The 20,207-nt window shown below is 57.8% G+C and carries 17 protein-coding genes; 8 read left to right on the forward strand and 9 right to left on the reverse strand.

All coding sequences use genetic code 11. The annotated features are described in order from the left end of the window. Positions 1 to 203 precede the first annotated feature (203 nt). Together ACODS3_RS07760 and msrA are read left to right on the forward strand one after the other, a co-directional pair. On the forward strand, positions 204 to 2,897 hold the full coding sequence (locus tag ACODS3_RS07760) for a sensor domain-containing phosphodiesterase (RefSeq protein WP_201001700.1): 2,694 nt from the start codon (positions 204 to 206) through the stop codon (positions 2,895 to 2,897). An 89-nt stretch (positions 2,898 to 2,986) separates the two neighbouring features. Then, positions 2,987 to 3,634 (forward strand): peptide-methionine (S)-S-oxide reductase MsrA, encoded by a 648-nt coding sequence (gene msrA, locus ACODS3_RS07765; protein ID WP_304574803.1) that lies wholly within the window; start codon positions 2,987 to 2,989, stop codon positions 3,632 to 3,634. Positions 3,635 to 3,713: 79 nt separating this feature from the next. Here msrA and ACODS3_RS07770 read toward each other — a convergent pair whose 3' ends face one another. Together ACODS3_RS07770 and ACODS3_RS07775 are read right to left on the reverse strand one after the other, a co-directional pair. Continuing rightward, positions 3,714 to 4,550, reverse strand: a complete 837-nt coding sequence (locus ACODS3_RS07770; RefSeq protein ID WP_201018230.1) for a 23S rRNA (adenine(2030)-N(6))-methyltransferase RlmJ — start codon at positions 4,548 to 4,550, stop codon at positions 3,714 to 3,716. Positions 4,551 to 4,681: 131 nt separating this feature from the next. Next, complete coding sequence (locus ACODS3_RS07775; protein ID WP_236250193.1) at positions 4,682 to 5,650, reverse strand: WD40 repeat domain-containing protein; 969 nt, start codon at positions 5,648 to 5,650, stop codon at positions 4,682 to 4,684. 360 nt (positions 5,651 to 6,010) lie between these two features. Here ACODS3_RS07775 and ACODS3_RS07780 point away from each other — a divergent pair, with 360 nt between their 5' ends. Next, the gene (locus ACODS3_RS07780; RefSeq protein ID WP_095067247.1) at positions 6,011 to 6,271 is read left to right on the forward strand and encodes a hypothetical protein; all 261 of its coding nucleotides are present in this window, start codon (positions 6,011 to 6,013) and stop codon (positions 6,269 to 6,271) included. 45 nt (positions 6,272 to 6,316) lie between these two features. On the opposite strand, the gene gbcB is transcribed toward ACODS3_RS07780, so the two are convergent. After that, on the reverse strand, positions 6,317 to 7,417 hold the full coding sequence (gene gbcB / locus ACODS3_RS07785; RefSeq protein ID WP_201018231.1) for a glycine-betaine demethylase subunit GbcB: 1,101 nt from the start codon (positions 7,415 to 7,417) through the stop codon (positions 6,317 to 6,319). 320 nt (positions 7,418 to 7,737) lie between these two features. Here gbcB and gbcA point away from each other — a divergent pair, with 320 nt between their 5' ends. Both gbcA and ACODS3_RS07795 read left to right on the forward strand, forming a co-directional pair. Continuing rightward, positions 7,738 to 9,036 carry a glycine-betaine demethylase subunit GbcA gene (gene gbcA / locus ACODS3_RS07790; protein ID WP_201018232.1) on the forward strand — a complete coding sequence of 433 codons (1,299 nt, stop codon included), beginning with the start codon at positions 7,738 to 7,740 and terminating at the stop codon, positions 9,034 to 9,036. Between the two features lie 15 nt (positions 9,037 to 9,051). Next, positions 9,052 to 9,375: a hypothetical protein gene (locus ACODS3_RS07795; protein WP_489033947.1), complete on the forward strand. Its 324-nt coding sequence runs from the start codon at positions 9,052 to 9,054 to the stop codon at positions 9,373 to 9,375. 394 nt (positions 9,376 to 9,769) lie between these two features. Here the strand turns inward: ACODS3_RS07795 and etfB are convergent, their stop codons facing one another. The 6 genes from etfB to ACODS3_RS07825 all read right to left on the reverse strand — a co-directional run bounded on the left by etfB (position 9,770) and on the right by ACODS3_RS07825 (position 17,538). Next, positions 9,770 to 10,591, reverse strand: coding sequence for an electron transfer flavoprotein subunit beta (gene etfB, locus ACODS3_RS07800; protein WP_489033948.1), 822 nt, complete (start codon positions 10,589 to 10,591; stop codon positions 9,770 to 9,772). Further along, on the reverse strand, positions 10,581 to 11,801 hold the full coding sequence (etfA, locus tag ACODS3_RS07805) for an electron transfer flavoprotein subunit alpha (RefSeq protein WP_489033949.1): 1,221 nt from the start codon (positions 11,799 to 11,801) through the stop codon (positions 10,581 to 10,583). The genes etfB and etfA overlap by 11 nt, the downstream gene beginning before the upstream one ends. Beyond that, entirely contained in the window at positions 11,801 to 13,762 is a 1,962-nt protein-coding gene (gene dgcB / locus ACODS3_RS07810) for a dimethylglycine demethylation protein DgcB (protein ID WP_489033950.1), read from the reverse strand. Before dgcB ends, etfA begins: the two co-directional genes overlap by 1 nt. Positions 13,763 to 13,871: 109 nt before the next feature. Then, the gene (gene dgcA, locus ACODS3_RS07815; protein WP_304574809.1) at positions 13,872 to 15,932 is read right to left on the reverse strand and encodes a dimethylglycine demethylation protein DgcA; all 2,061 of its coding nucleotides are present in this window, start codon (positions 15,930 to 15,932) and stop codon (positions 13,872 to 13,874) included. Between the two features lie 15 nt (positions 15,933 to 15,947). Beyond that, entirely contained in the window at positions 15,948 to 16,478 is a 531-nt protein-coding gene (locus ACODS3_RS07820; RefSeq protein WP_304574810.1) for a DUF5943 domain-containing protein, read from the reverse strand. 82 nt (positions 16,479 to 16,560) lie between these two features. Beyond that, positions 16,561 to 17,538 (reverse strand): dipeptidase, encoded by a 978-nt coding sequence (locus tag ACODS3_RS07825; RefSeq protein ID WP_117181710.1) that lies wholly within the window; start codon positions 17,536 to 17,538, stop codon positions 16,561 to 16,563. Positions 17,539 to 17,766: 228 nt separating this feature from the next. Between ACODS3_RS07825 and ACODS3_RS07830 the strand changes: the two genes are divergently transcribed. The 3 genes from ACODS3_RS07830 (at position 17,767) to ACODS3_RS07840 (ending at position 20,056) form a co-directional block, all read left to right on the forward strand. Further along, a complete protein-coding gene (locus ACODS3_RS07830; RefSeq protein ID WP_489033951.1) occupies positions 17,767 to 18,177 on the forward strand; it encodes a lysozyme inhibitor LprI family protein in 411 nt (136 codons plus the stop codon). A gap of 56 nt (positions 18,178 to 18,233) precedes the next feature. Next, positions 18,234 to 18,647: a DUF3010 family protein gene (locus tag ACODS3_RS07835; RefSeq protein WP_201018239.1), complete on the forward strand. Its 414-nt coding sequence runs from the start codon at positions 18,234 to 18,236 to the stop codon at positions 18,645 to 18,647. Positions 18,648 to 18,850: 203 nt separating this feature from the next. Further along, on the forward strand, positions 18,851 to 20,056 hold the full coding sequence (locus ACODS3_RS07840; RefSeq protein WP_489033952.1) for a hypothetical protein: 1,206 nt from the start codon (positions 18,851 to 18,853) through the stop codon (positions 20,054 to 20,056). Positions 20,057 to 20,207 lie beyond the last annotated feature (151 nt).

Consider the following 20,207-nt stretch of genomic DNA (forward strand, 5'->3'; position numbering starts at 1 on the left):
CCCGGTTATATACCTCGGCAAAGCCCCCGTTTTCTGAACTGACCGCCTGTATTACCGAGCCAGGTCAACCGACCGACACTTTTATAGCACTAAGCCACCGCGCTCTCTTGTAAGCCCGCGCTGCATGATGCAACCTTGCCGTACGCGAAAGTGACAAGGGCCAATGCCCTCACGCGATCAGTATTCCGGAAGCGAGTTTGTTCATGAAAAGCCAAACCGATGCTGCCGGCAGAACGGCAGCCGAGGTAGTAACGCAATTGCCGGTGCCTTCGCGCCTGGGCATGCTGCGTTTCGAGCGGCTTAATGAAGCCAATTGGGCGCTGCTGTTTCTCGATCCTAACTGCGAAAAACAGTTCGGCCTGCCTGCCGTGGAACTCTGCGCCCTGATCGGTTCGCCCTACGCCAGCCTGATGGAGCCGGAGGCGCGCTATCAGCTGCATGACGAGATCCAGCTACAACTGGCATCCGCTCCGTTTTATCTGGTCCGCTATACGCTGCACACCCCCAAAGGCCCGCTGGGTCTTCTGGAAATCGGTGAAGCCTACAAACAACACAATCGTCATCTGCTGCGCGGGTATTTCCTGGTCGTCGAAGGGCTGCTTGCCGAAAGTGAACAGACGTTCGGCCCGGATCTGGAAACCCAGAACTCACGCCTGCAGATTGCTCTGGAACTCAATCAGCGTGCGCAGCGTGACCAGCTCGCTCATCTGGAGCGTGTCCGCGCTCAGCAAGAGCTGATCCTGCGCCTGACACGCCATCGCTACAACACTGCCAACTCGGTGCTTGAAGCCGCAGAACTGATCACCAAAAGCGCCTGTGATATCTACGATGTCGACCGTGTCGGTATCTGGAGCCTCCACGAGCAGCGTATGGAGTCGATTGCCGACTATCACCGGCAAAGCTGCGATTATCAGGTGCGCAAACCACTTGATATCAGTCAGTACCCCAATTATCTGGACGCCTTGCACAACAGCCGGGCAATCGATGTCAGCAACGTGCAGAACGATCCACGCACTCGCGAGATCGCCGACACTCTCTTGCCACAAGGCATCAATGCCATCCTGGACGCCAGTATCCGCATCGATGGCCAGGTCGTCGGTGTTCTGTGCCTTGAGCAGACCGGCTCGACCCGAGAGTGGCAACCTGACGAAATAACCTTTGCCGGCGAGCTGGCCGACCAGTTCGCGCAAGTCATCAACAACCACAGCCGACGTGCCGCAACCAATGCGCTGTACCTGTTCCAGCGTGCCGTCGAGCAAAGCGCCAACGCCTTCCTGCTGGTCAACTGCGACGGCGTGGTCGAGTACGTCAACCCAAGCTTCACGGCCATCACCCAGTACAGTTCCGAAGAAGTTCACGGCCACAAGCTGTCGGAACTGCCGGCGCTGGAAAACCTCAATGCATTGCTGCTCGACGCCAACTCCAGCCTGACCAAAAGCAACAGCTGGCAAGGCGAGTTCAAGAGCCGTCGCAAGAACCTGGAACCCTACTGGGGCCAGTTGTCGATTTCCAAGGTCTATGGCGACAACCGCGAGTTGACGCACTACATCGGCATTTACGAAGACATCACCCAGAGCAAACTCGCGCAGCAGCGCATCGAGCGCCTGGCTTACACCGACAACCTGACTAACCTGGGCAACCGGCCAGCCTTCATCCGCAATCTGGATGAGCGCTTCGCCAGAGACAGCGATACGCCCATGAGTCTGTTGCTGGTGGATATCGACAACTTCAAGCGAATCAACGACAGCCTGGGCCATCAGACGGGCGACAAGCTGCTGATCAGCCTGGCTCGCCGCCTGCGCAATACCCTCAGCCCGTCCGATATACTGGCGCGGTTTGCCAGTAACGAGTTTGCCGTGCTGCTCGACCAGAGCGGGCTTGAAGCCGGGCAGAACGTTGCCAGTCAGGTGCTGGCGACTCTGGACAAACCGATGTTCGTCGATAACCAGCTCATCAGCGTCACCGGTTCAGTCGGCCTGGCCTGCGCGCCGCTGCATGGCCGGGACCCGCAGACCCTGATGAAAAACGCCGGTCTGGCGCTGCACAAGGCCAAAGCCAACGGCAAGCATCAGGTTCAGGTCTTCACCGAAGCGCTCAACGCCGAAGCCAGTTACAAACTGTTCGTCGAGAACAACCTGCGTCGAGCCCTGACCCAGAATGAACTCGAAGTCTTCTACCAGCCCAAACTGTGCCTGCGCAGCGGCCGTCTGCTGGGCATGGAAGCCCTGTTGCGCTGGAACCACCCGGAAAAAGGCATGATCCGGCCGGACCAGTTCATCAGCGTTGCCGAAGAAACCGGCCTGATCATTCCAATCGGCAAGTGGGTGGCACGTCAGTCCTGCCGCATGAGCAAAGCGCTGACTGCTGCCGGATTCGGTAACTTGCAGGTGGCGATCAATGTCTCGCCCAAGCAGTTCTCCGACCCGGACCTGGTCTCTTCCATCGCCTCGATTCTTGAAGAAGAAGCACTCGATGCGTCTCTGCTGGAACTGGAACTGACCGAAGGCCTGCTGCTGGAAGCCACCGAAGACACTCGCCAGCAACTCGACTCGCTGAAAAAACTGGGCCTGTCGCTGGCGATGGATGACTTCGGTACAGGCTATTCGTCCTTCAGTTACCTGAAGAAATTCCCCATCGATGTGATCAAGATCGACCGCAGTTTCATCCGCGATATTCCGGATGACGAGGACGACATGGAAATCACCTCGGCGGTGATCGCCATGGCCCACAACCTCAAGCTCAAAGTCGTGGCCGAAGGCATAGAAACCGCGGCTCAATTGAAGTTTCTGCGCCGCCATCGCTGCGACGTGGGCCAGGGCTATCTGTTCGACAAGCCGATCCCCGGCGAAGAACTGATCGAAAAACTGCAACGCTACCCGCGCCGACCGTCGGCCTGACTCCCCTTCCCTGCACACCGGACTCTCGGGCACACTGTCGGACTGTTTATCCCTCTAATCTGTTTTCACTTATCGAGAGGATATGGTTCATGACTCTTCGCTCGGAAATTCTAGTGAACAAAAATGTACTCCCTACCGCCCAGCAAGCACTGCCAGGCCGTGAAACACCTATCGCCGTTCCGGAACAGCACTTCGTCAACGGCAACCCATTGCTGGGGCCATTCTCGGGCACGGTTGAGTTCGCGATCTTCGGCATGGGTTGCTTCTGGGGCGCGGAACGACGCCTATGGCAACAACCTGGCGTGGTCAGCACCGCTGTGGGCTATGCAGGCGGCATGACACCAAACCCTACCTATGAAGAAGTCTGCTCGGGCCTGACCGGCCATAGCGAAGTGGTTCTGGTGGTGTATGAGCCAGAGGAGATCAGCTACGAATCGCTGCTCAAGATATTCTGGGAAGCGCACAACCCGACCCAGGGCATGCGTCAGGGCAACGATATCGGCACTCAGTACCGTTCGGTGATCTACTGCACCAAGCCAGAACAGCTCGATGCAGCCAAAGCCAGCGAAAAAGCCTTCCAGGCCGAGTTGAGCAAAGCCGGGCTGGGCGAGATCACCACCGAAATCGACCAGGCTCCGACCTTCTACTACGCCGAAGCGTACCACCAGCAATACCTGGCCAAGAACCCACAGGGTTATTGCGGACTGGGCGGGACAGGCGTCTGTTTGCCGGCGTAGCCGGAAGCTAAAAGCCGCAAGCTGCAAGCTGCAAGCGCTTTTAACTTGAAGCTTGCGGCTTACAGCTTGCAGCTCCCCCCTATTCCGCTATCAACCAATCCATCTTCCAGCCACCCTGGGTCTGTCCCAGTTTCGCGGCCAGGTAAGGCATCAGTTCGCGCAGTTCCTCTTCAAGCCCCCAAGGCGGGTTGGCGATCGCGAGACCTGAGCCGTTTAGGCTTGCGGGGGTGTCCAGTGGGTGAACATACAGCTCGACGCGCAGGAGCTTCGGCGCGCCGGTTTCGGCCAGGTCCTGGTAGAAGCGCTTGAGCTGGCGCTGGTCCTTGACGGGATACCAGATCGCAGCAACAGTCTGGCGCATGCGGCCGATGGCTTCCTTGAGGGCGACCGCACAGCGTTTCATCTCATCAAGCTGCTCGAAAGGCGGGTCAATCAGCATCACCGCACGCTTTTCGGCAACCGGCAGCAAGGCTCGCGGAACATGCCAGCCTTCACCCAGATGTACGGCAACCCGACGATCACCCTTCATGTTTTCCTTGAGCAACTGCCCGTCCTGAGGGTGCTTCTCGTTGAGCAGCACGCGCTCACGTTCACGGGTCAGGCGACGGGCCAGTTCCGGTGATCCGGGGTAATAGCGCAGTTCGCCATCGGGGTTCATGTCGTGCAGCACTTGCAGGTAATCGGCGGCCAGCGCAGGCAGGTCCGGCGCGTTCCACAGGCGCCCGATACCTTCCAGCCATTCACCGGTGCGGGTGGCCTGATCGCCCTTGAGATCGTAAAGCCCCAGCCCCGCGTGGGTGTCGAGGTAGGCGAAAGGTTGCTCCTTGCGCGCCATGAGGGCGATCAAGCGAGTCAGGGTCAGGTGTTTGAACACATCGGCATGGTTGCCAGCGTGGAAGGCGTGACGGTAATTCATGGCAGCTCCTGGAAGGCTGCGCAGTTTAGCAAAACTCGGGCGGGAACAAGACAGTGCTTTCAAGGGTAAGGGTGAATGGCTTTAATCACCCTTCCGGTAAGTTGCGCTTTACAAGATCCAGCATTGCCACACTACAAGGCATAAATGGAAATCCACTTCCTGTCAGGATGAGTGGTATAGAGACGATTACCCTGACGGTTCAAGACAGCGTCCCCTACAGAGTGAAAGAAGTCGATGCGCGTCGCTGTTTTCTCCGTCGTATCGACTCTATACAAATCAAAATTACAGGAATGAATGGCGTACACATACTTATCGTCCGCTGTTCCCCCGATGATATTGACCGGGTAACCCCGTGAACCAAACTCCAGTGTGTACAGGATCTTGTGAGTTGCCGTGTCCGTCACAAACATCTCATCAAAACCGCCGACATAAAGCTGTCTGCCATCCGAACTGACTGCCATGGAGCAGGGATTTCTGAAACCTGGAATATCCACTTGCGAATAATCCCGTGTATCAATCATCGCTACGGCACTGTCGGGATCATCGGCAAGTTCTGAAGCATAGATGTAGTGCCCATCCGGGCTGACTGCCATGACCAGAGCCGCATTCGACATTCTGCCCAGGTCAAAATTACTCTCGGCATTGTAATCAACGGCATCCACCATGCGGATAAGACCGCCCGGCGCGTAACGGAAAGACAAGCATATAAAACTCCCGTCCGGGCTGGCCGCAATTCTATCGACCCCCTCCGAATCGAGGATAGCGACGAGCTTGTTGCGCTGGATATCAATGACAGAGCATTCATCTTCCCCGGCCACATAGAGCTTGCGTCCATCCGGGCTGACAGCCACATCGCCCACACAGCCTCTCTGCAGGCTGGATACAACTTCACGGCTGTCAATATCGATAAAACTGACCCGACTCCCGTCTTCATGAGAGACAAAAAGCATCGTGTCATCAGGGCTTACATCTATCTCCTTGGGTGCGAAACTCAAAGGAATACTGGCAAGAAGTCTTGCCTCATGCGGAGGTGATAGCGGAAAGGGAAACTCTGTTCTTTGGCTTGGAAAAACCGTGCCTGGAAATATTTTTCTTTGCATTTAACCCACCAATCCCTTGGCCTGTTCAGACCATCATTCGAGAAAACAGGTGCTGCCTTTAAAGCGTCAAGCATTAGCCAATCAATCATGTGCTTCACTGGATGAGTCATTACCCAGTCGAGCCCTCCTTTTTAGCCAGAAATAACAGGGGATTATTGAATACCCAAGGCGATAAGTTGGGTACTGTCAGAAATGACAGGTGAAACGAAAAAAACCGACCATTGATCGACTTTCCTCTGATAGAACCTGACTGAAAACGACATGCTCGTAGGTAATCGAGCCATTCACTGCAAGCGGGGTTGATGCGGCAGCAGCGCACTACCAGAATCGAGGCCTTACCCGATCAAAGGAACACTCGTCATGATGCATGCGGATTTGATTGATCAAGAAGACTTGCTGAGCCAGCTCAGGGCACTGGGGTTTGAGATGCCCAGTGGCGCAACAGCCGAGCAGGCCTGTACGCAAGCGGTGTGTGGCCTGACCGATGAACGCGCAACAGCCTTGCGGCGTCTGGTCGAACAATTGCTGACCGGCAGTGCAACCATATTGCCAGCGGTACGTCAGGCCATCGATCAGCAATTGCTGCCAGCACTGGCGACCTATAAACAGAATCACGGCTAAAGCAGGAAAGAAACCGGGCGCATGCTCGATGCGCCCTCTGTGGAATCAATACTCGATCCGCACATCCCCCTTGGGCACGCTACAGCACGACAGGATGTAACCTTCTTCGACATCCTCGTCGGTAATCCCGCCATTGTGCTCCATCTCTACTTCGCCACTGAGTTTCATGACCTTGCAGGTTCCGCAGATGCCCATGCCGCAGGCCTTGGGAATCATCAGGCCCAGCTTGGAAGCCGCTGCATGGACGGTTTCGCCCGGCGCGACGCGGATACTCTTGCCGGTGTCGGTGAACTCAACCTGATGCAGGTCAGCCAGATCGATATCCGGCGCATCCGCAGCGATCTCGGCATGTTCCACGGCCTCGGCGCGGACTTCCGGTGGCGTCGCGCCAAACGACTCTTCATGGTACTGCGCCATGTTGAAGCCGCTTTCCTGCAACATGCGCTTGACCGCACTCATGTACGGCGTCGGCCCACAACAGAACACCTCGCGATCCTTGTAGTCCGGCGCCATCAGCTCCAGCATTCTCTGGTTCAGGTAACCGCGATAACCGGCCCATGGCTCGCCGAGGCCGTGCTTCTCACAGATCAGGTGCAGGCTGAAGTTATCGATCCGCGAAGCCATGTGTTCCAGCTCGCGGTGATAGATGATGTCCTTGGGTGAGCGGGCGCTGTGTACGAACACCATGTCGACATTGGCGTTGGTGTCGTAGAACCAGCGGGCCATGGACATGACCGGGGTGATGCCGACGCCACCGCTCAGGTAGAGAATCTTCGGGTTCGGGAAGTCGATGGCATTGAACAACCCGACCGGCCCGTGTACCGCCAGCTCCTGGCCTTCATGCAGCGTATCGTGCAGGTAATTGGAAACCTTGCCGCCCGGCACGCGCTTGACGGTGATGGAGAAACTGTACGGCACCGACGGCGAGCTGGAAATGGTGTATGAGCGCATGATGGGCAGGCCATCGATTTCCAGCTCCAGGGTAACGAACTGGCCCGGCTTGAAAAAGAACAGGATCGGCTGGTCGGCCATGAAGCAGAAGGTCCGCACATCCCAGGTTTCCTGGATCACCTTGACGACGCGCACAAGATGGCGGCCATTGGCCCATGTCTGGGTGGTTACCGGGTTGAGAAAGCTCTGGGACATACTTGATCTCCACGACCGACTGTCGGCCTTTTATGATGGGGATTCTGCGTAACGCGCAGGAGGCGCATTTACCTATCAACGACATTCACGTACTTACGGCGACCAGCCCCCATAGACCGTGGCTTCCCTAGTCGGGAACGGATTCGGCCATGTCGCCCATGGATAAGGTTCAGTCCGCGCCCAGCTCCACACTCCGGAACAGCCACGAAAGAATTCACAAGCATGAGCGATCCCGAATCGTCTTGCGTGCAGTGCTGCAAAGAACCGTATTAGCCACATTCGCAGGCCGCCATAGATGCGGTCATGAGGGAACTTGAAAAATGGACATCACCGCAACCTTGAGCCTTGGCGACCCACTGGAACCAGCACGCAAGGCCACTGCCGAGATGCTGCAGAATCGCGAACGCACCTATTCGCTGCCGCAGCCTTTCTACAGTGATGACCGACTGTTTGAAATCGACATGCAGGAAATCTTTCACAAAGAATGGCTGATTGCGGGGATGACGTGCGAAATCCCGGCCAAGGGCAACTACCTGACGTTGCAGATCGGCAAGAACCCGATCCTCGTCGTGCGCGCCCCGGACGGCAGCGTAAATGCATTCCACAATGTCTGCCGTCACCGCGGCTCACGCCTGTGTACCGGCGAGAAAGGCAAGGTCGCCAAGCTGGTCTGCCCTTACCACCAGTGGACGTACGAGCTGGACGGACGCCTGCTGTACGCGGGTACCGAGATGGGCGACGACTTCGACATGAAGAACTTCAGCCTCAAGCCCGTGAACGTCAAGACCGCAGGCGGCTATATCTTCATCAGCCTGGCGGAGAATCCACCCGCCATCGATGAGTTCCTCGCCACGCTCAAGCACTACATGGAACCCTACGACATGGAAAACACCAAGGTGGCGGTACAGACCACCTTGATGGAAAAGGCCAACTGGAAGCTGGTGATCGAAAACAACCGCGAGTGCTATCACTGCAACGGCTCACACCCGGAGCTGTTGAAAACCCTGCTGGAATGGGACGACGTCACCGACCCGCGTGCCGATCAGACCTTCAAGGACCATGTGGCCGCCTCCGCCGCAGCCTGGGACGCCGAGAAGATTCCCTACGCACACGCCAGCTTTGGCCTGCGCAACCGCATAGTGCGCATGCCGCTGCTCAAGGGCACCGTGTCCATGACCATGGATGGCAAGGTCGGCTGCAAGAAGCTCATGGGCCGTATCCAGAACCCGGATCTGGGCTCGATGCGCATCCTGCACTTGCCGCACTCCTGGAACCACTGCATGGGCGATCACATCATCGTCTTCACGGTATGGCCGATCAGCGCTCAGGAAACCATGGTCACGACCAAGTGGATCGTCCACAAGGATGCCGTGGAAGGCGTCGATTACGACGTGGAGCGCATGCGCCAGGTCTGGGATGCCACCAACGATCAGGACCGTCGCCTGGCCGAAGAGAACCAGCGCGGCATCAACTCCAGCGCCTACCAGCCAGGCCCGTACTCCAAGACCTATGAGTTCGGCGTGGTCAACTTCATCGACTGGTACAGCTCCCGCGTCCTGGAGAACCTCGGTGCAGAACCGGCGCCATACCTCAAAGGCGTAGCGGTCAACCACGAGTAACCCTGACGGAGTTGGATGTTGATCAAAAAACATCCAACTCCCTCGCAGGCCAGCTCTGCCGCCCTCTTCCGGGGTCAGCGAACAACTTATCCACAGAGCAACCCACAGCAATTGTGGGAAAGTCATCTTCCCGGCTCTCGAAAATCCAGAAAAAACCGTGACTTAGTAATTGTTGCAAATACGGGACAACCTGATCATTTTTTGAACAAACCTTTGAAAGCCTTGTATTCAGTGGGCTGTAAAGGAACACGAACACCTTATCCACAGAAGCGCCAACAGACTTTGGGGGCAACTTCGGATCTGGAGGCTATGGACTGTGGAAAACTGCTCAAGACGTGATGCAGCAAGGCTTCAAAGCGAGCTTTATGCCGATTGACGATCAATTGATCATTTTTTATACGAAAGCTTGTAAGCCACGTTTTATATGGCTCTCAGGAGATCACGAACAACTTGTCCACAGAGAGGCCAACAGAGATTGTGGGCAATTGATTGAGTGCGTGATGATCGGTGGATTGTTTATCCACATGGAAAAGTCAGTAAAAACCGCAAGTTAGGTTGATCATTTTTCAACCAGAGGCCTGTAAGGCACGGTTTACATGGGGTTCAGCAACCCGCGAACACGTTATCCACAGGTGGGCGCACAGGGAATGTGTGTAACTGCGGTGGATAACCGCGTAGGAGTGAATTCATTCGCGAATGTGCTATTTCGCGAATGAATTCGCTCCTACGGTTTTTATCGGATGACGCCTTCTTCGACCAACAGCTTGAGGATCGCTGCGGCACCCTCTTGCGGGCTGACGCCCTTGAGGACTTGCCCGGTGCCGCCGCTGGCCTTGGCGGTTGCGGCTTTCATCCGATCGGCGCCGCTCTTGGCCTTGATCACTTTCAGGCGTTTTGGGCGAGGTTTAGCCGGTTGCAGAGCATGAGCTGTGAGTAACTCATCCACAACCACTTCCACCTCCTCCACACCCAGGGCTCCACGCTGCGCCGGGCCATACGCGCTCTGACGTGGCTTGGGCGCTGCGTTATCCACAGTAGCCAGAAACGGCAGGCGAACCTTCAGGCGTCGCCGCTGGCCTCGCGGCAAGGCTTGCAGAACAAGGGCCACGCCGTTGTCCAGCGACTCAACCTGAGCCAGCCCCACCACCAGCGGCCAGCCAAGCCTTTCCGCCAGCAGAAACGGCAGCATGCCCGAACCTTCACCGGTTTCCGCCTGGCTGCCGGTGAGGACAATCTGTACCGCCGAATCGCGGATGTAATCGGTCAGCGCAGGCAATGCATCCGCGCCTTCTGGCTGCTCCAGCACCTGCAACTCATCCAGCCCCATGCCCATATAGGCCCGCAATACCGGTTCCAGGGCATTGCCCGCATGCAACACCTGCAAGTTATCCCCAGCCAGTTGCAGACCCAGTTCCACGGCGCGGGCATCCTGCTCGGCGCGGCGGGCGCGTCCCGAAGCCGGATGGGAGCCGATGGACACCAGGCTCATGACCTGCAATGCGCTCTTGTTCAATGAAGAATTATCCACAGACGCACTCGCTTGCTCAGGCCGCATCACGTTTTGCCTCATTGCGATAAGCCTCGACCGCGTCGATCAAGGCATTGAGGAGTTCTGCGCTCTCACCGATCACCGACAGATCGGCACGTTTGATCATGTCGCAGCCGGCATCCAGGTTGATCGCAATCACCTTGTCACAGGCGCCGATGCCTTGCAGGTGCTGGATCGCGCCCGAGATCCCCACAGCCACATAGACCCGTGCCGTGACCCAGGTGCCGCTGGCACCGACCTGACGATCCCGGCTCATGAAGCCGTCGTCCACAGCTACCCGGGATGCGCCCTCGGTCGCACCCAAGGCAGCCGCTGTGCGATGGAACAAGTCCCAATCCTTGACGCCATTGCCGCCCGAGAAGATGAACTCAGCCTCGGCCATGGGGATAACTGCCGGATCGACCGCAACAGCACCGAGATCTTCAATGCGTGCCAGACTGCGGGCCACAGGTGTGGATAACTCCACCGGCAGCGCTTCATGTCGGGTTTCACTGACCGGTTCGGCGCACTCGGCAGCCGCCAGAATCAGACGGGCCAGCGGGCGGGCCAGATCTTCACGCCCCGCGCCAGCACGCCCGATGCACTGCTCATCCTTGACCTGCCAGACGCGAGTCGCCGGGCGCTCGCCCAGGCTGGCAGCAAAACGCCGTCCCAACTCCCCGCCGCCGCTGCGGCTGTCAGGCAGCAGCCAGTGCCGAGGGTTGAACTGGTTATCCACAGCCCGCAGCCCTTGCACGCGCTGCTCAGGTGAATAACCGCTGAATTCATCGCCATCGAGCACCAACAGGCGATCGATACCTGCTGTATCGAAAGTGCTTTCCTTGTGCTCACCAAACACCACCGCCAATACAGCACCATCGACGCCTGCCAGTTGGTGAGCCATTCCCAATAGATCACGATCGTGACTGCTCAGGCGGCCACCGACCATATCGGGTACAACCGTGATGTAAAAAGCAGGCTCCAGTACTTGATGCAGCGGCAGGCTGACTTCGACGGCTGCCGAACGCTTGGCCGTACCGCCCTGCTGTGCGCCACTGCGGTCGATGCGCTTGATGCCGTTGGGGCCGATAAAACCCAGCCCATGCACGTTCTTGCGCACCAGACCGTTGGGCCCCATCCAGCTCGTTTGTACGGGCTGCATCGCCGCATGCAAGGGATGCAGACGGTTACGGGCAATCCATTCTGCACGCGGGTCGCGGCGGATAATGTCGCTCATCAATGCACCTCCGCAGGTTCACGCCTGGCAGGCGCTGGCTTGCTGGCCACCGGCTCTTCAATCAAGGCATCGGCCACCAGTTCGGCAATATCCTTGATCAACGGACGCGGCTCGACCACACCTTCAAGCATCGCAGTGCATTGTGGGCAACCTACTGCCACCAGTTCGGCACCGGTTTCGCGGATATCTTCCATACGCATGTCGGGAATCCGCTGCTTGCCGGGAATGTCGGTAATTGGCGCGCCGCCACCGCCACCGCAGCAACGGGAGCGGAAGCCGGAGCGCTGCATTTCCTTGACCTCGATGCCCAAGGCGCGCAACACCTCACGCGGCGCTTCGTACTCGCCGTTATAGCGCCCCAGATAACACGGGTCGTGATAAGTCACGCTGGAGCCTTTGTGTTGACCGAGCTTGAGGGCGCCGCCCTGAAGCAGCTCAGCCATGTAAGTGCTGTGATGCTGCACGAGGTAGTCGCCACCAAAAGCGCCGTACTCGTTTTTCAGCACATGGAAGCTGTGCGGGTCGCAGGTAACGATGCGTTTGAAGCTGTACCGGGCCAGTGTCTGGATATTGCGCTTGGCCAGCATCTGGAAAGTCGCTTCATCGCCCAGACGACGGGCCACATCGCCACTGTCGCGTTCTTCAAGGCCCAGCACGGCGAAGTCGACCTTCGCGGCTTTCAGGACTTTGACGAAGGCGCGCAGCGTGCGCTGGTTGCGCATATCGAACGCGCCATCGCCGACCCAGAACAGCACGTCGGTGGTTTTCTTCTCGCTGAGCAGGTCAAGGTTCAGGTCCGCCGCCCAGTTCATCCGCCCGCCCGGAGCGAACCCACCGGGGTTATCGGTGGCGATCAGGTTATCCAGCACTTCGGCGCCCTTGTTGGGGGTCGCGCCTTTTTCCAGGGTCAGGTGACGGCGCATGTCGACGATGGCATCCACGTGCTCGATCATCATCGGGCACTCTTCCACGCACGCTCGACAAGTGGTGCAGGACCATAGCGTCTCGGCATCCACCAGCCCGTTGACGATAGGCTGATGCGGATTGCCGCCATGTTCGCCGATGGGCTTGCCCTTGCCGTCGAGGGATGGATACGGGCTGCCTGCAAATCTGGCATCGGTGCCGCCCGCCAAGCCAACCACCATGTCCTGAATCAGCTTCTTGGGGTTCAAGGGCTGCCCGGCAGCAAACGCCGGACAAGCCGCTTCGCATTTACCGCACTGCACACAGGCGTCAAAACCCAGCAACTGGTTCCAGGTGAAGTCCTTGGGTTTTTCCACACCCAGAGGCGCGCTCGGGTCAGCAAGGTCCAGCGGCTTCAGGCCGGTGGAGCGACCACCACCAAAGCGCTCGGCACGCCGGTGCCAGGCCAGGTGCAAGGCTCCGGCGAAGGCGTGCTTCATCGGCCCGCCCCAGGTCATGCCGAAAAACAGCTCGCTGACGCCCCACAGCACGCCCACACCCAGAATCACGGCCAGCAACCAACCACCGAAGTTCTCGGGCAGAATGCCCGCAACCGGCAAGGTCACCAGAAAGAAGCTGGCAGAAAACGCCATCAGGCTTTTCGGCAGACGCATCCACGGCCCTTTGGACAGACGCGCTGGCGGATTCAGCCGGCGACGATAGACAAACACCGCCCCCACGAACATCACTGCCGACATCAGCAGCAAGGCATAACCCAGGAAGCGGTTATGCAAGCCGAAACCATGCACCAGAATCGCCAGCACGATAGACGCCACCGCCCCACCGGCCGTAGCGACGTGGGTGTTGGCAATGTATTTGTCCCGAGCGACGACATGGTGCAGATCGACCATATAACGCTTGGGCATGGCCAGCAGCCCGCCCAGCAGATCGACCTTGGAAGCCCGACCATTGCGCCACATTTTGACCCGCCGCAAAGCCCCCAGCACCGCAAGGGCCAGGGCAGCGAAGAGCAGGAGGGGGAGAATGGTGCTCAACATCAGAATAACCTCTGGCGAGGTGCAAGCCACAAGCCGTAAGCGACAAGTAAAAGCACAGCAGATCCGCTGCCCTCTCTTGCTGCTTACAGCTTATGGCTTGCAGCTTTCCTCAAAAATCCTTACACAACCGCAATCCGTCATAGATCGCTGCATGGGTATTACGCTGGGCCACGCAGTCGCCGATGCGGAACAGCAGGTAGCCGTCACCTGGTTGGCTCAGCGAAGGTTGTGGCTGGATGGCGAACAGGGCCTCGATGTCGATCTGGCCTTTGTTGCGCGAACCTTCCTTGAGTCCGTAATAAAGCTCTTCATCCGGGCGCACACCGTTTTCGACGACGATCTGATCAACCACCCGCTCCTCTTTGGCGCCGGTGTATTCGTTCTCCAGCACGGCAACCAGCTTGTCGCCTTCGCGGTAGACCTTTTCCAGCATCATGTCCCCGGTCATGATCACTTCCTTGGGGTACATGCTGCGGTAGTAGGTCGGGAACGAGGTGCCGCCAATCGCGACGCCGGGTTTGATGTCATCGGTGACGATCTCGACCTGCGAGCCCTTGTCGGCCAGGAAGTCGGCCACGGACATGCCGGTGAACTCACAGATGGTGTCGTAGACCAGCACGTTCTTGCCCGGCGCGACCTTGCCATCCAGCACGTCCCAACTGCTGACCACCAGCCCTTCGGCCGCGCCCCAGTGCTCGTTCTGCTCCAGAAACGGATGACCGCCCACCGCCAGCACCACGATGTCCGGGCGCAGGTCGAGAATGGTCGCCGCATCGGCAGCGGTGCCCAGACGCAGATCGACTTTCAGGCGCGCCAGCTCCAGCTGGAACCAGCGGGTGATCCCGGCAATCTGGTCACGTTGCGGTGCCTTGGACGCCGTGGTGATCTGCCCGCCGATGAATTCCTTCTTCTCGAACAGCGTGACGTCATGGCCACGTTCGGCAGACACGCGAGCGGCTTCCATGCCAGCAGGACCGGCACCGACAATCACCACCTTGCGCTTCGGCCCGGCGGATTTCTCGATGATGTGCGGCACGCCCATGTACTCACGGGACGTGGCGGCGTTCTGGATGCACAGTACATCCAGCCCTTGGTACTGGCGGTCGATGCAGTAGTTGGCACCGACGCACTGCTTGATCTGATCGACCTGCCCCATCTTGATCTTGGTAATCAGGTGCGGGTCGGCGATATGGGCGCGGGTCATGCCGACCATATCCACATAGCCACCTTCCAGAATCCGGGTGGCCTGATTCGGATCCTTGATGTTCTGCGCGTGCAGTACAGGCGCCTTGACCACTTCCTTGATACCGGCCGCCAGATGCAGGAACGGCTCCGGTGGATAACTCATGTTGGGGATAACGTTGGCCAGGGTGTTATGGGTGTCGCAGCCCGAACCTACGACGCCGATGAAGTCGATCATGCCGGTGGCGTCGTAGTATTTGGCGATTTCCTTCATGTCCTCATGGCTCAGGCCATCAGGGTGGAATTCGTCGCCGCAGATACGGATGCCCACACAGAAATCAGGCCCCACTTCCTTGCGTACAGCCTTGATCACTTCCAGGCCAAACCGCATGCGGTTCTCGAAACTGCCGCCCCACTCATCGGTACGCTTGTTGACGCGCGGGCTCCAGAACTGGTCGATCATGTGCTGGTGTACGGCGGACAGCTCGACGCCATCCAGGCCACCGGCCTTGGCGCGTGCCGCAGCACTGGCGTAGTTGCCGATTACTCGCCAGATTTCTTCCGGCTCGATGGTCTTGCAGGTCGCACGGTGTACCGGCTCACGAATACCGGACGGCGACATGAGGGTCGGCCAGTGATCGCCGTCCCAGCGCGAACGACGCCCCATGTGGGTAATCTGGATCATGATCTTGGCGCCGTGCTTGTGCATGGCGTCGGCAAGGTTCTGGAAATGCGGGATGATCTTGTCAGTGGCCAGGTTGACCGACTTCCACCAGCCTTGCGGGCTGTCGATGGCCACACTGGAAGAACCGCCGCAGATCGCCAGGCCGATGCCGCCCTTGGCTTTCTCTTCGTAGTACTTCACGTAACGGTCGGTGGTCATCCCGCCATCGGTGGCATAGACCTCGGCGTGAGCGGTACTCAGGACGCGGTTGCGGATCGTCAGTTTGCCAATCTGGATCGGCTGGAACATCGCTTCGAAAGCCATAACACGATCCTCGACTTACAACGGTTTGACGACAAACAGACCGTCGTCATGACCTTCTTGCGAACCGCCGTAAACCTGCTCGGCAACGGTACGGATCGAGCTGCCGCTGGCGGCCAGGATCTGATCGATTGCTCCGGCGAACCAGCCAGTGAACATGTAATCGACCTTGCGCCCGACCTTGCCGTACACATACACGAACGCCGAGTGCTCAAGCTTGACGCTGGCGGTGCCCTTTTCCAGATCGATATCCTGAATCTTGAACAGCCCCCAGCCACGCTGCGACAGGCGATTCATGTAGTGCTCGAACACCGCAACGCCTTCAATGCCGTGGCATTCGGCCTCTTTTTCGCACCAGTGCCAGGCAGATTTGTATCCGGCCTTGTAGAGAATCTCGGCGTAGGCCTCGGCACCCAGCACCTCTTCAATACCCATATGGTTATTGACGAAGAAATGGCGCGGCACATAGAGCATCGGCAATGCATCGGAGGTCCAGACGCCGGTTTCGCTGTCGACTTCGATAGGCAGTTGCGGGGCGATTTTAGCCATGGGGTCAAACTCCAGAAATTCGGGTTACGCCCACTGCGCACAGGGCAGCGGGGTTATCAATTCAATAAGGTGTGGGTGGCGGTTATTCGCCCCAGACGTCTCGGAGGACGTTGACCCAGTTCTCACCCATGATCTTGCGCACAACACGCTCGCTATGGCCGCGCTTGAGCAGGGTTTCGGTCAGGTTCGGGAATTCGCCTACGGTGCGGATGCCCAGCGGGTTGATGATCTTTCCGAAGTTGGTCAGCCGACGGGCATAGCCCTTGTCGTGAGTCAGGTACTCAAAGAAGTCCTGGCCATGACCCTGGGTGAAATCGGTACCAATACCGATGGCGTCTTCACCGACGATGTTCATGGTGTACTCGATGGCTTCGGCGTAGTCGTCGATGGTCGACTCGATGCCCTTGGCCAGGAACGGCGCAAACATGGTCACACCGACAAAGCCGCCGTGATCGGCGATGAACTTCAGTTCTGCATCGGACTTGTTGCGGGGATGTTCCTTGAGCCCGGACGGCAGACAGTGGGAATAGCAGACCGGTTTTTTCGATTCGAGGATGACTTCTTCGGAAGTCTTGGAGCCCACGTGAGACAGGTCGCACATGACGCCGACACGGTTCATTTCAGCGACGATCTCACGACCGAAACCCGACAGGCCACCGTCGCGCTCGTAGCAGCCGGTGCCCACCAGATTCTGGGTGTTGTAGCACATCTGCACGATGCCAACGCCCAACTTCTTGAAGATCTCGACGTAGCCGATCTGGTCTTCGTAGGCATGGGCATTCTGGAAGCCGAACAGAATGCCGGTCTTGCCCAGCTCCTTGGCCTTGCGGATGTCGGCGGTGGTATGGACCGGCATCACCAGATCGCTGTTTTCGCGCATCAGCTTCTGGCTGGTGCAGATGCTGTTGATCGTGGCCTGGAAACCTTCCCACACCGATACCGTGCAGTTGGCCATGGTCAGGCCGCCCTTGCGCATGTCTTCAAACAGCTCGCGATTCCATTTGGCGATAATCAGCCCGTCAATAACGATGCTGTCGGCGTGCAGTTCGGCTGGGCTCATCAGGCTGTCCCCTTTTTAGGTACTTGCGCGCCGAATCGGCTGTCGGCGCTATTGGGGTCAGCATATGCCGGAGGGTCCGGCGAGCCGGGTGCAAAAACGACAGGGGGTTTGCCGAAAGCGTCAAGATGCGACAAAGGGCAATCGGACGCTGCCAGCCTGCGTCGTAAACCTGTTCTTTGCCTCGCGCTTAGGCCAGAATTCACTGCATCAATGGATCGGAGCCACTCGATGAAAACGATTTTCCTGACCTTGGCCCTTATGGCGACAGCCGTGACGGGCGCACAAGCCGCTCAAGACCCGGACAGCACGCCGTGTGATGGCGTCGACAACGATAACCAGACGCTGGAATGCTCGGTCTACAGCCGGCACACCGCAGAAGAGCTGCTCAAGGAAAACTTTCAGAACCTGCTCAATCGCGTCCAGTCGCAATTTGTCGCCAACAAGTCGCAATACAACGACTTCACCAGCAAACTCAAGGCTGCCCAGCAAGCCTGGGAAAAGCTGCGCGACGCCGATTGCGCGGTCGAAGTCTTCCCGTCAGCCGCTGGCAGCAAGGCTTACAACATCAACGAAAACGACTGCATTGCCCGCATGAGCGACGAGCGCTCGGAATATCTGGAATCAATTGCGCAGGAATAACGCCAGCGATGAGATAACCTGTTCCTTTATATGAACCGAAGGCACCAGGCATTCCCATGATTATTTGTGGTGTAGAAATCAAAGGCAGTGAAGCCATCTTCGCCCTGGCCACCCGTCAGAACGGCGGCATCTCGCATTTGCCGCTGGCAACCCGAAAGATCGCGCTGGAGGATGACGACGAGGCCGCCAACGTCAAAGCCTTCGCCGCGCAGATCGCCAGTTTCGTGCGGACCAACGGCATCAGCCATGTCGCGATCAAGAAGCGCAGCAAGAAAGGCGAATTCGCCGGTGGCCCGACCACCTTCAAGATCGAAACCGTCTTCCAGCTTCTGGCCGATTGCGACGTAATCCTCGTATCCCCCCAGACCATCAACGCCCAGAACAAGAAACACGACTTCGCCCTGCACGATACGTTGAACAAGTATCAGCATGAGGCTTACAAGACGGCGTGTGCAATGCTCATGAAATAGGCGCCAACCGGGCGGTGATGCGCTCGCGAGGGGCCTGAAATCTGCGGCCACTCGCCCGAGCGCCAACTCCCTCAGACAAAATGCCCCGCTCGTCTCTATGGCTCATTTCATATTTTTCTGATCACTGAAAACCCACCGAAATGGCGATATGCCACTGCATGAGCTATACATCGCCGACAGCACACGATTAGAAGGAACTATCCATGCGATCCGACCGGCCCTTGCGCTCTAGCCGTTCCGCACTTTCATACGCATGCATACCGTTGGCATTGAGCCTGTTCACAGCAACGCAACCAGCCACAGCCTACGACATGAACCCTATAGATGTGGAATGCTGGGGGCAGTCCGCTTTCTGCTCGGTAACCAAACTGACCGAGGGCTTGAAGTATCCGGTGCATGAAACCATCACCCTCCTGGCCTATGACTACTATCTGGATCCCGAGAACACCGAGGGAGGAAGGGCCAAGACCTCCGCGGAGACACTCAAACAAAGAGGCGTACTCAGAGATCTTGTCCTAGGTAGCCAATGGAACGACGACCCTGATTCATTGCTGCGTCAGAACGTGACCCGGGCTTATCAATGGTACGCACTATTCAAGGACGCCCAACAACAGGCGCAATGCAAGGAAAACAGCGCACTCCCTTCATGTCGTGCAATCACCGTCACTGCCAACCCGATGATGCTGTACAGAAGCCATTTCGGCGATTTCCAGTTCATTCATTCGATGGCCTCATCACAACAGGAAACGGCACTCGATACCCAGGCAAAAATGCTGGCCTGGGCCAAGTTCACCTACACCCTCTCGATATCTTCCAACAACTTGGCCAAAGAGCCCATCGACGGCCCGGCCATCACTGCCTTCTCGGATATCGCTAGCTATCTCGGGAAACCAGGCTGGACAGTAGGGGCACTGTTCGACCCCATTCCCGGAGGTGAATGGAAACGTTCATTCAGGCCAGGAAAGTTTGGTACTTACGTCGCATCCGGGAATCCCAGAGTGCAGCATAGCTACAAGAGCCAGTCTGAGGCCGTCAGCGTCAAGCACATGGCTCTCGGCTCGCTGCTGCATATGATCCAGGACTCGTACTCGGACGCACACACGGAACGGAAAGGGAGTTGTAACCCACTGACCCGGGAGAAAGGCGCAATCATCTCGTTCCGCAACTACGTCTACCAATCCAGCGACGACCATGCCCACGCCGATATCAATCCCAAGTGGCTGGAAAACGGAAAGCTGAAAAAAAACAACCCGCTATGGGCTTCTGCCAAGTTGATCCAGTACTCCTTTTCGAAAACGCCTTGGGAAGGAGAAGTTGAGGCATTCCTGAAAAATGAGGTGTTGGCTTTGAGCAACCCAGGTAACGCACCGACCACCGGCGACCTACCCTGCTATTTGGGTACGCAGTGATCACCTCCAAGCATCAGGATTAAAAAGCGAGCCCTGCTCAAAAACGATGCCGAGCTATGGCAGTCGAGATATATGCGTCGGGCAGGTAAAAATTTTTGTGAGATAGCCTCCGCGGATGGGTCCCTCCTTTTGGGGCGTACTTCAGACTGCC

The organism is Pseudomonas sp. FG43, from assembly GCF_057809175.1.

What these genes read in the sequence shown, in the direction of transcription:
- ACODS3_RS07760 (WP_201001700.1), top strand. Translation starts at nt 204, where the DNA reads ATGAAAAGCCAAACCGATGCTGCCGGCAGAACGGCAGCCGAGGTAGTA.
- msrA (WP_304574803.1), top strand. Translation starts at nt 2,987, where the DNA reads ATGACTCTTCGCTCGGAAATTCTAGTGAACAAAAATGTACTCCCTACC.
- ACODS3_RS07770 (WP_201018230.1), bottom strand. Translation starts at nt 4,550, where the DNA reads ATGAATTACCGTCACGCCTTCCACGCTGGCAACCATGCCGATGTGTTC.
- ACODS3_RS07775 (WP_236250193.1), bottom strand. Translation starts at nt 5,650, where the DNA reads ATGCAAAGAAAAATATTTCCAGGCACGGTTTTTCCAAGCCAAAGAACA.
- ACODS3_RS07780 (WP_095067247.1), top strand. Translation starts at nt 6,011, where the DNA reads ATGATGCATGCGGATTTGATTGATCAAGAAGACTTGCTGAGCCAGCTC.
- gbcB (WP_201018231.1), bottom strand. Translation starts at nt 7,417, where the DNA reads ATGTCCCAGAGCTTTCTCAACCCGGTAACCACCCAGACATGGGCCAAT.
- gbcA (WP_201018232.1), top strand. Translation starts at nt 7,738, where the DNA reads ATGGACATCACCGCAACCTTGAGCCTTGGCGACCCACTGGAACCAGCA.
- ACODS3_RS07795 (WP_489033947.1), top strand. Translation starts at nt 9,052, where the DNA reads ATGTTGATCAAAAAACATCCAACTCCCTCGCAGGCCAGCTCTGCCGCC.
- etfB (WP_489033948.1), bottom strand. Translation starts at nt 10,591, where the DNA reads ATGCGGCCTGAGCAAGCGAGTGCGTCTGTGGATAATTCTTCATTGAAC.
- etfA (WP_489033949.1), bottom strand. Translation starts at nt 11,801, where the DNA reads ATGAGCGACATTATCCGCCGCGACCCGCGTGCAGAATGGATTGCCCGT.
- dgcB (WP_489033950.1), bottom strand. Translation starts at nt 13,762, where the DNA reads ATGTTGAGCACCATTCTCCCCCTCCTGCTCTTCGCTGCCCTGGCCCTT.
- dgcA (WP_304574809.1), bottom strand. Translation starts at nt 15,932, where the DNA reads ATGGCTTTCGAAGCGATGTTCCAGCCGATCCAGATTGGCAAACTGACG.
- ACODS3_RS07820 (WP_304574810.1), bottom strand. Translation starts at nt 16,478, where the DNA reads ATGGCTAAAATCGCCCCGCAACTGCCTATCGAAGTCGACAGCGAAACC.
- ACODS3_RS07825 (WP_117181710.1), bottom strand. Translation starts at nt 17,538, where the DNA reads ATGAGCCCAGCCGAACTGCACGCCGACAGCATCGTTATTGACGGGCTG.
- ACODS3_RS07830 (WP_489033951.1), top strand. Translation starts at nt 17,767, where the DNA reads ATGAAAACGATTTTCCTGACCTTGGCCCTTATGGCGACAGCCGTGACG.
- ACODS3_RS07835 (WP_201018239.1), top strand. Translation starts at nt 18,234, where the DNA reads ATGATTATTTGTGGTGTAGAAATCAAAGGCAGTGAAGCCATCTTCGCC.
- ACODS3_RS07840 (WP_489033952.1), top strand. Translation starts at nt 18,851, where the DNA reads ATGCGATCCGACCGGCCCTTGCGCTCTAGCCGTTCCGCACTTTCATAC.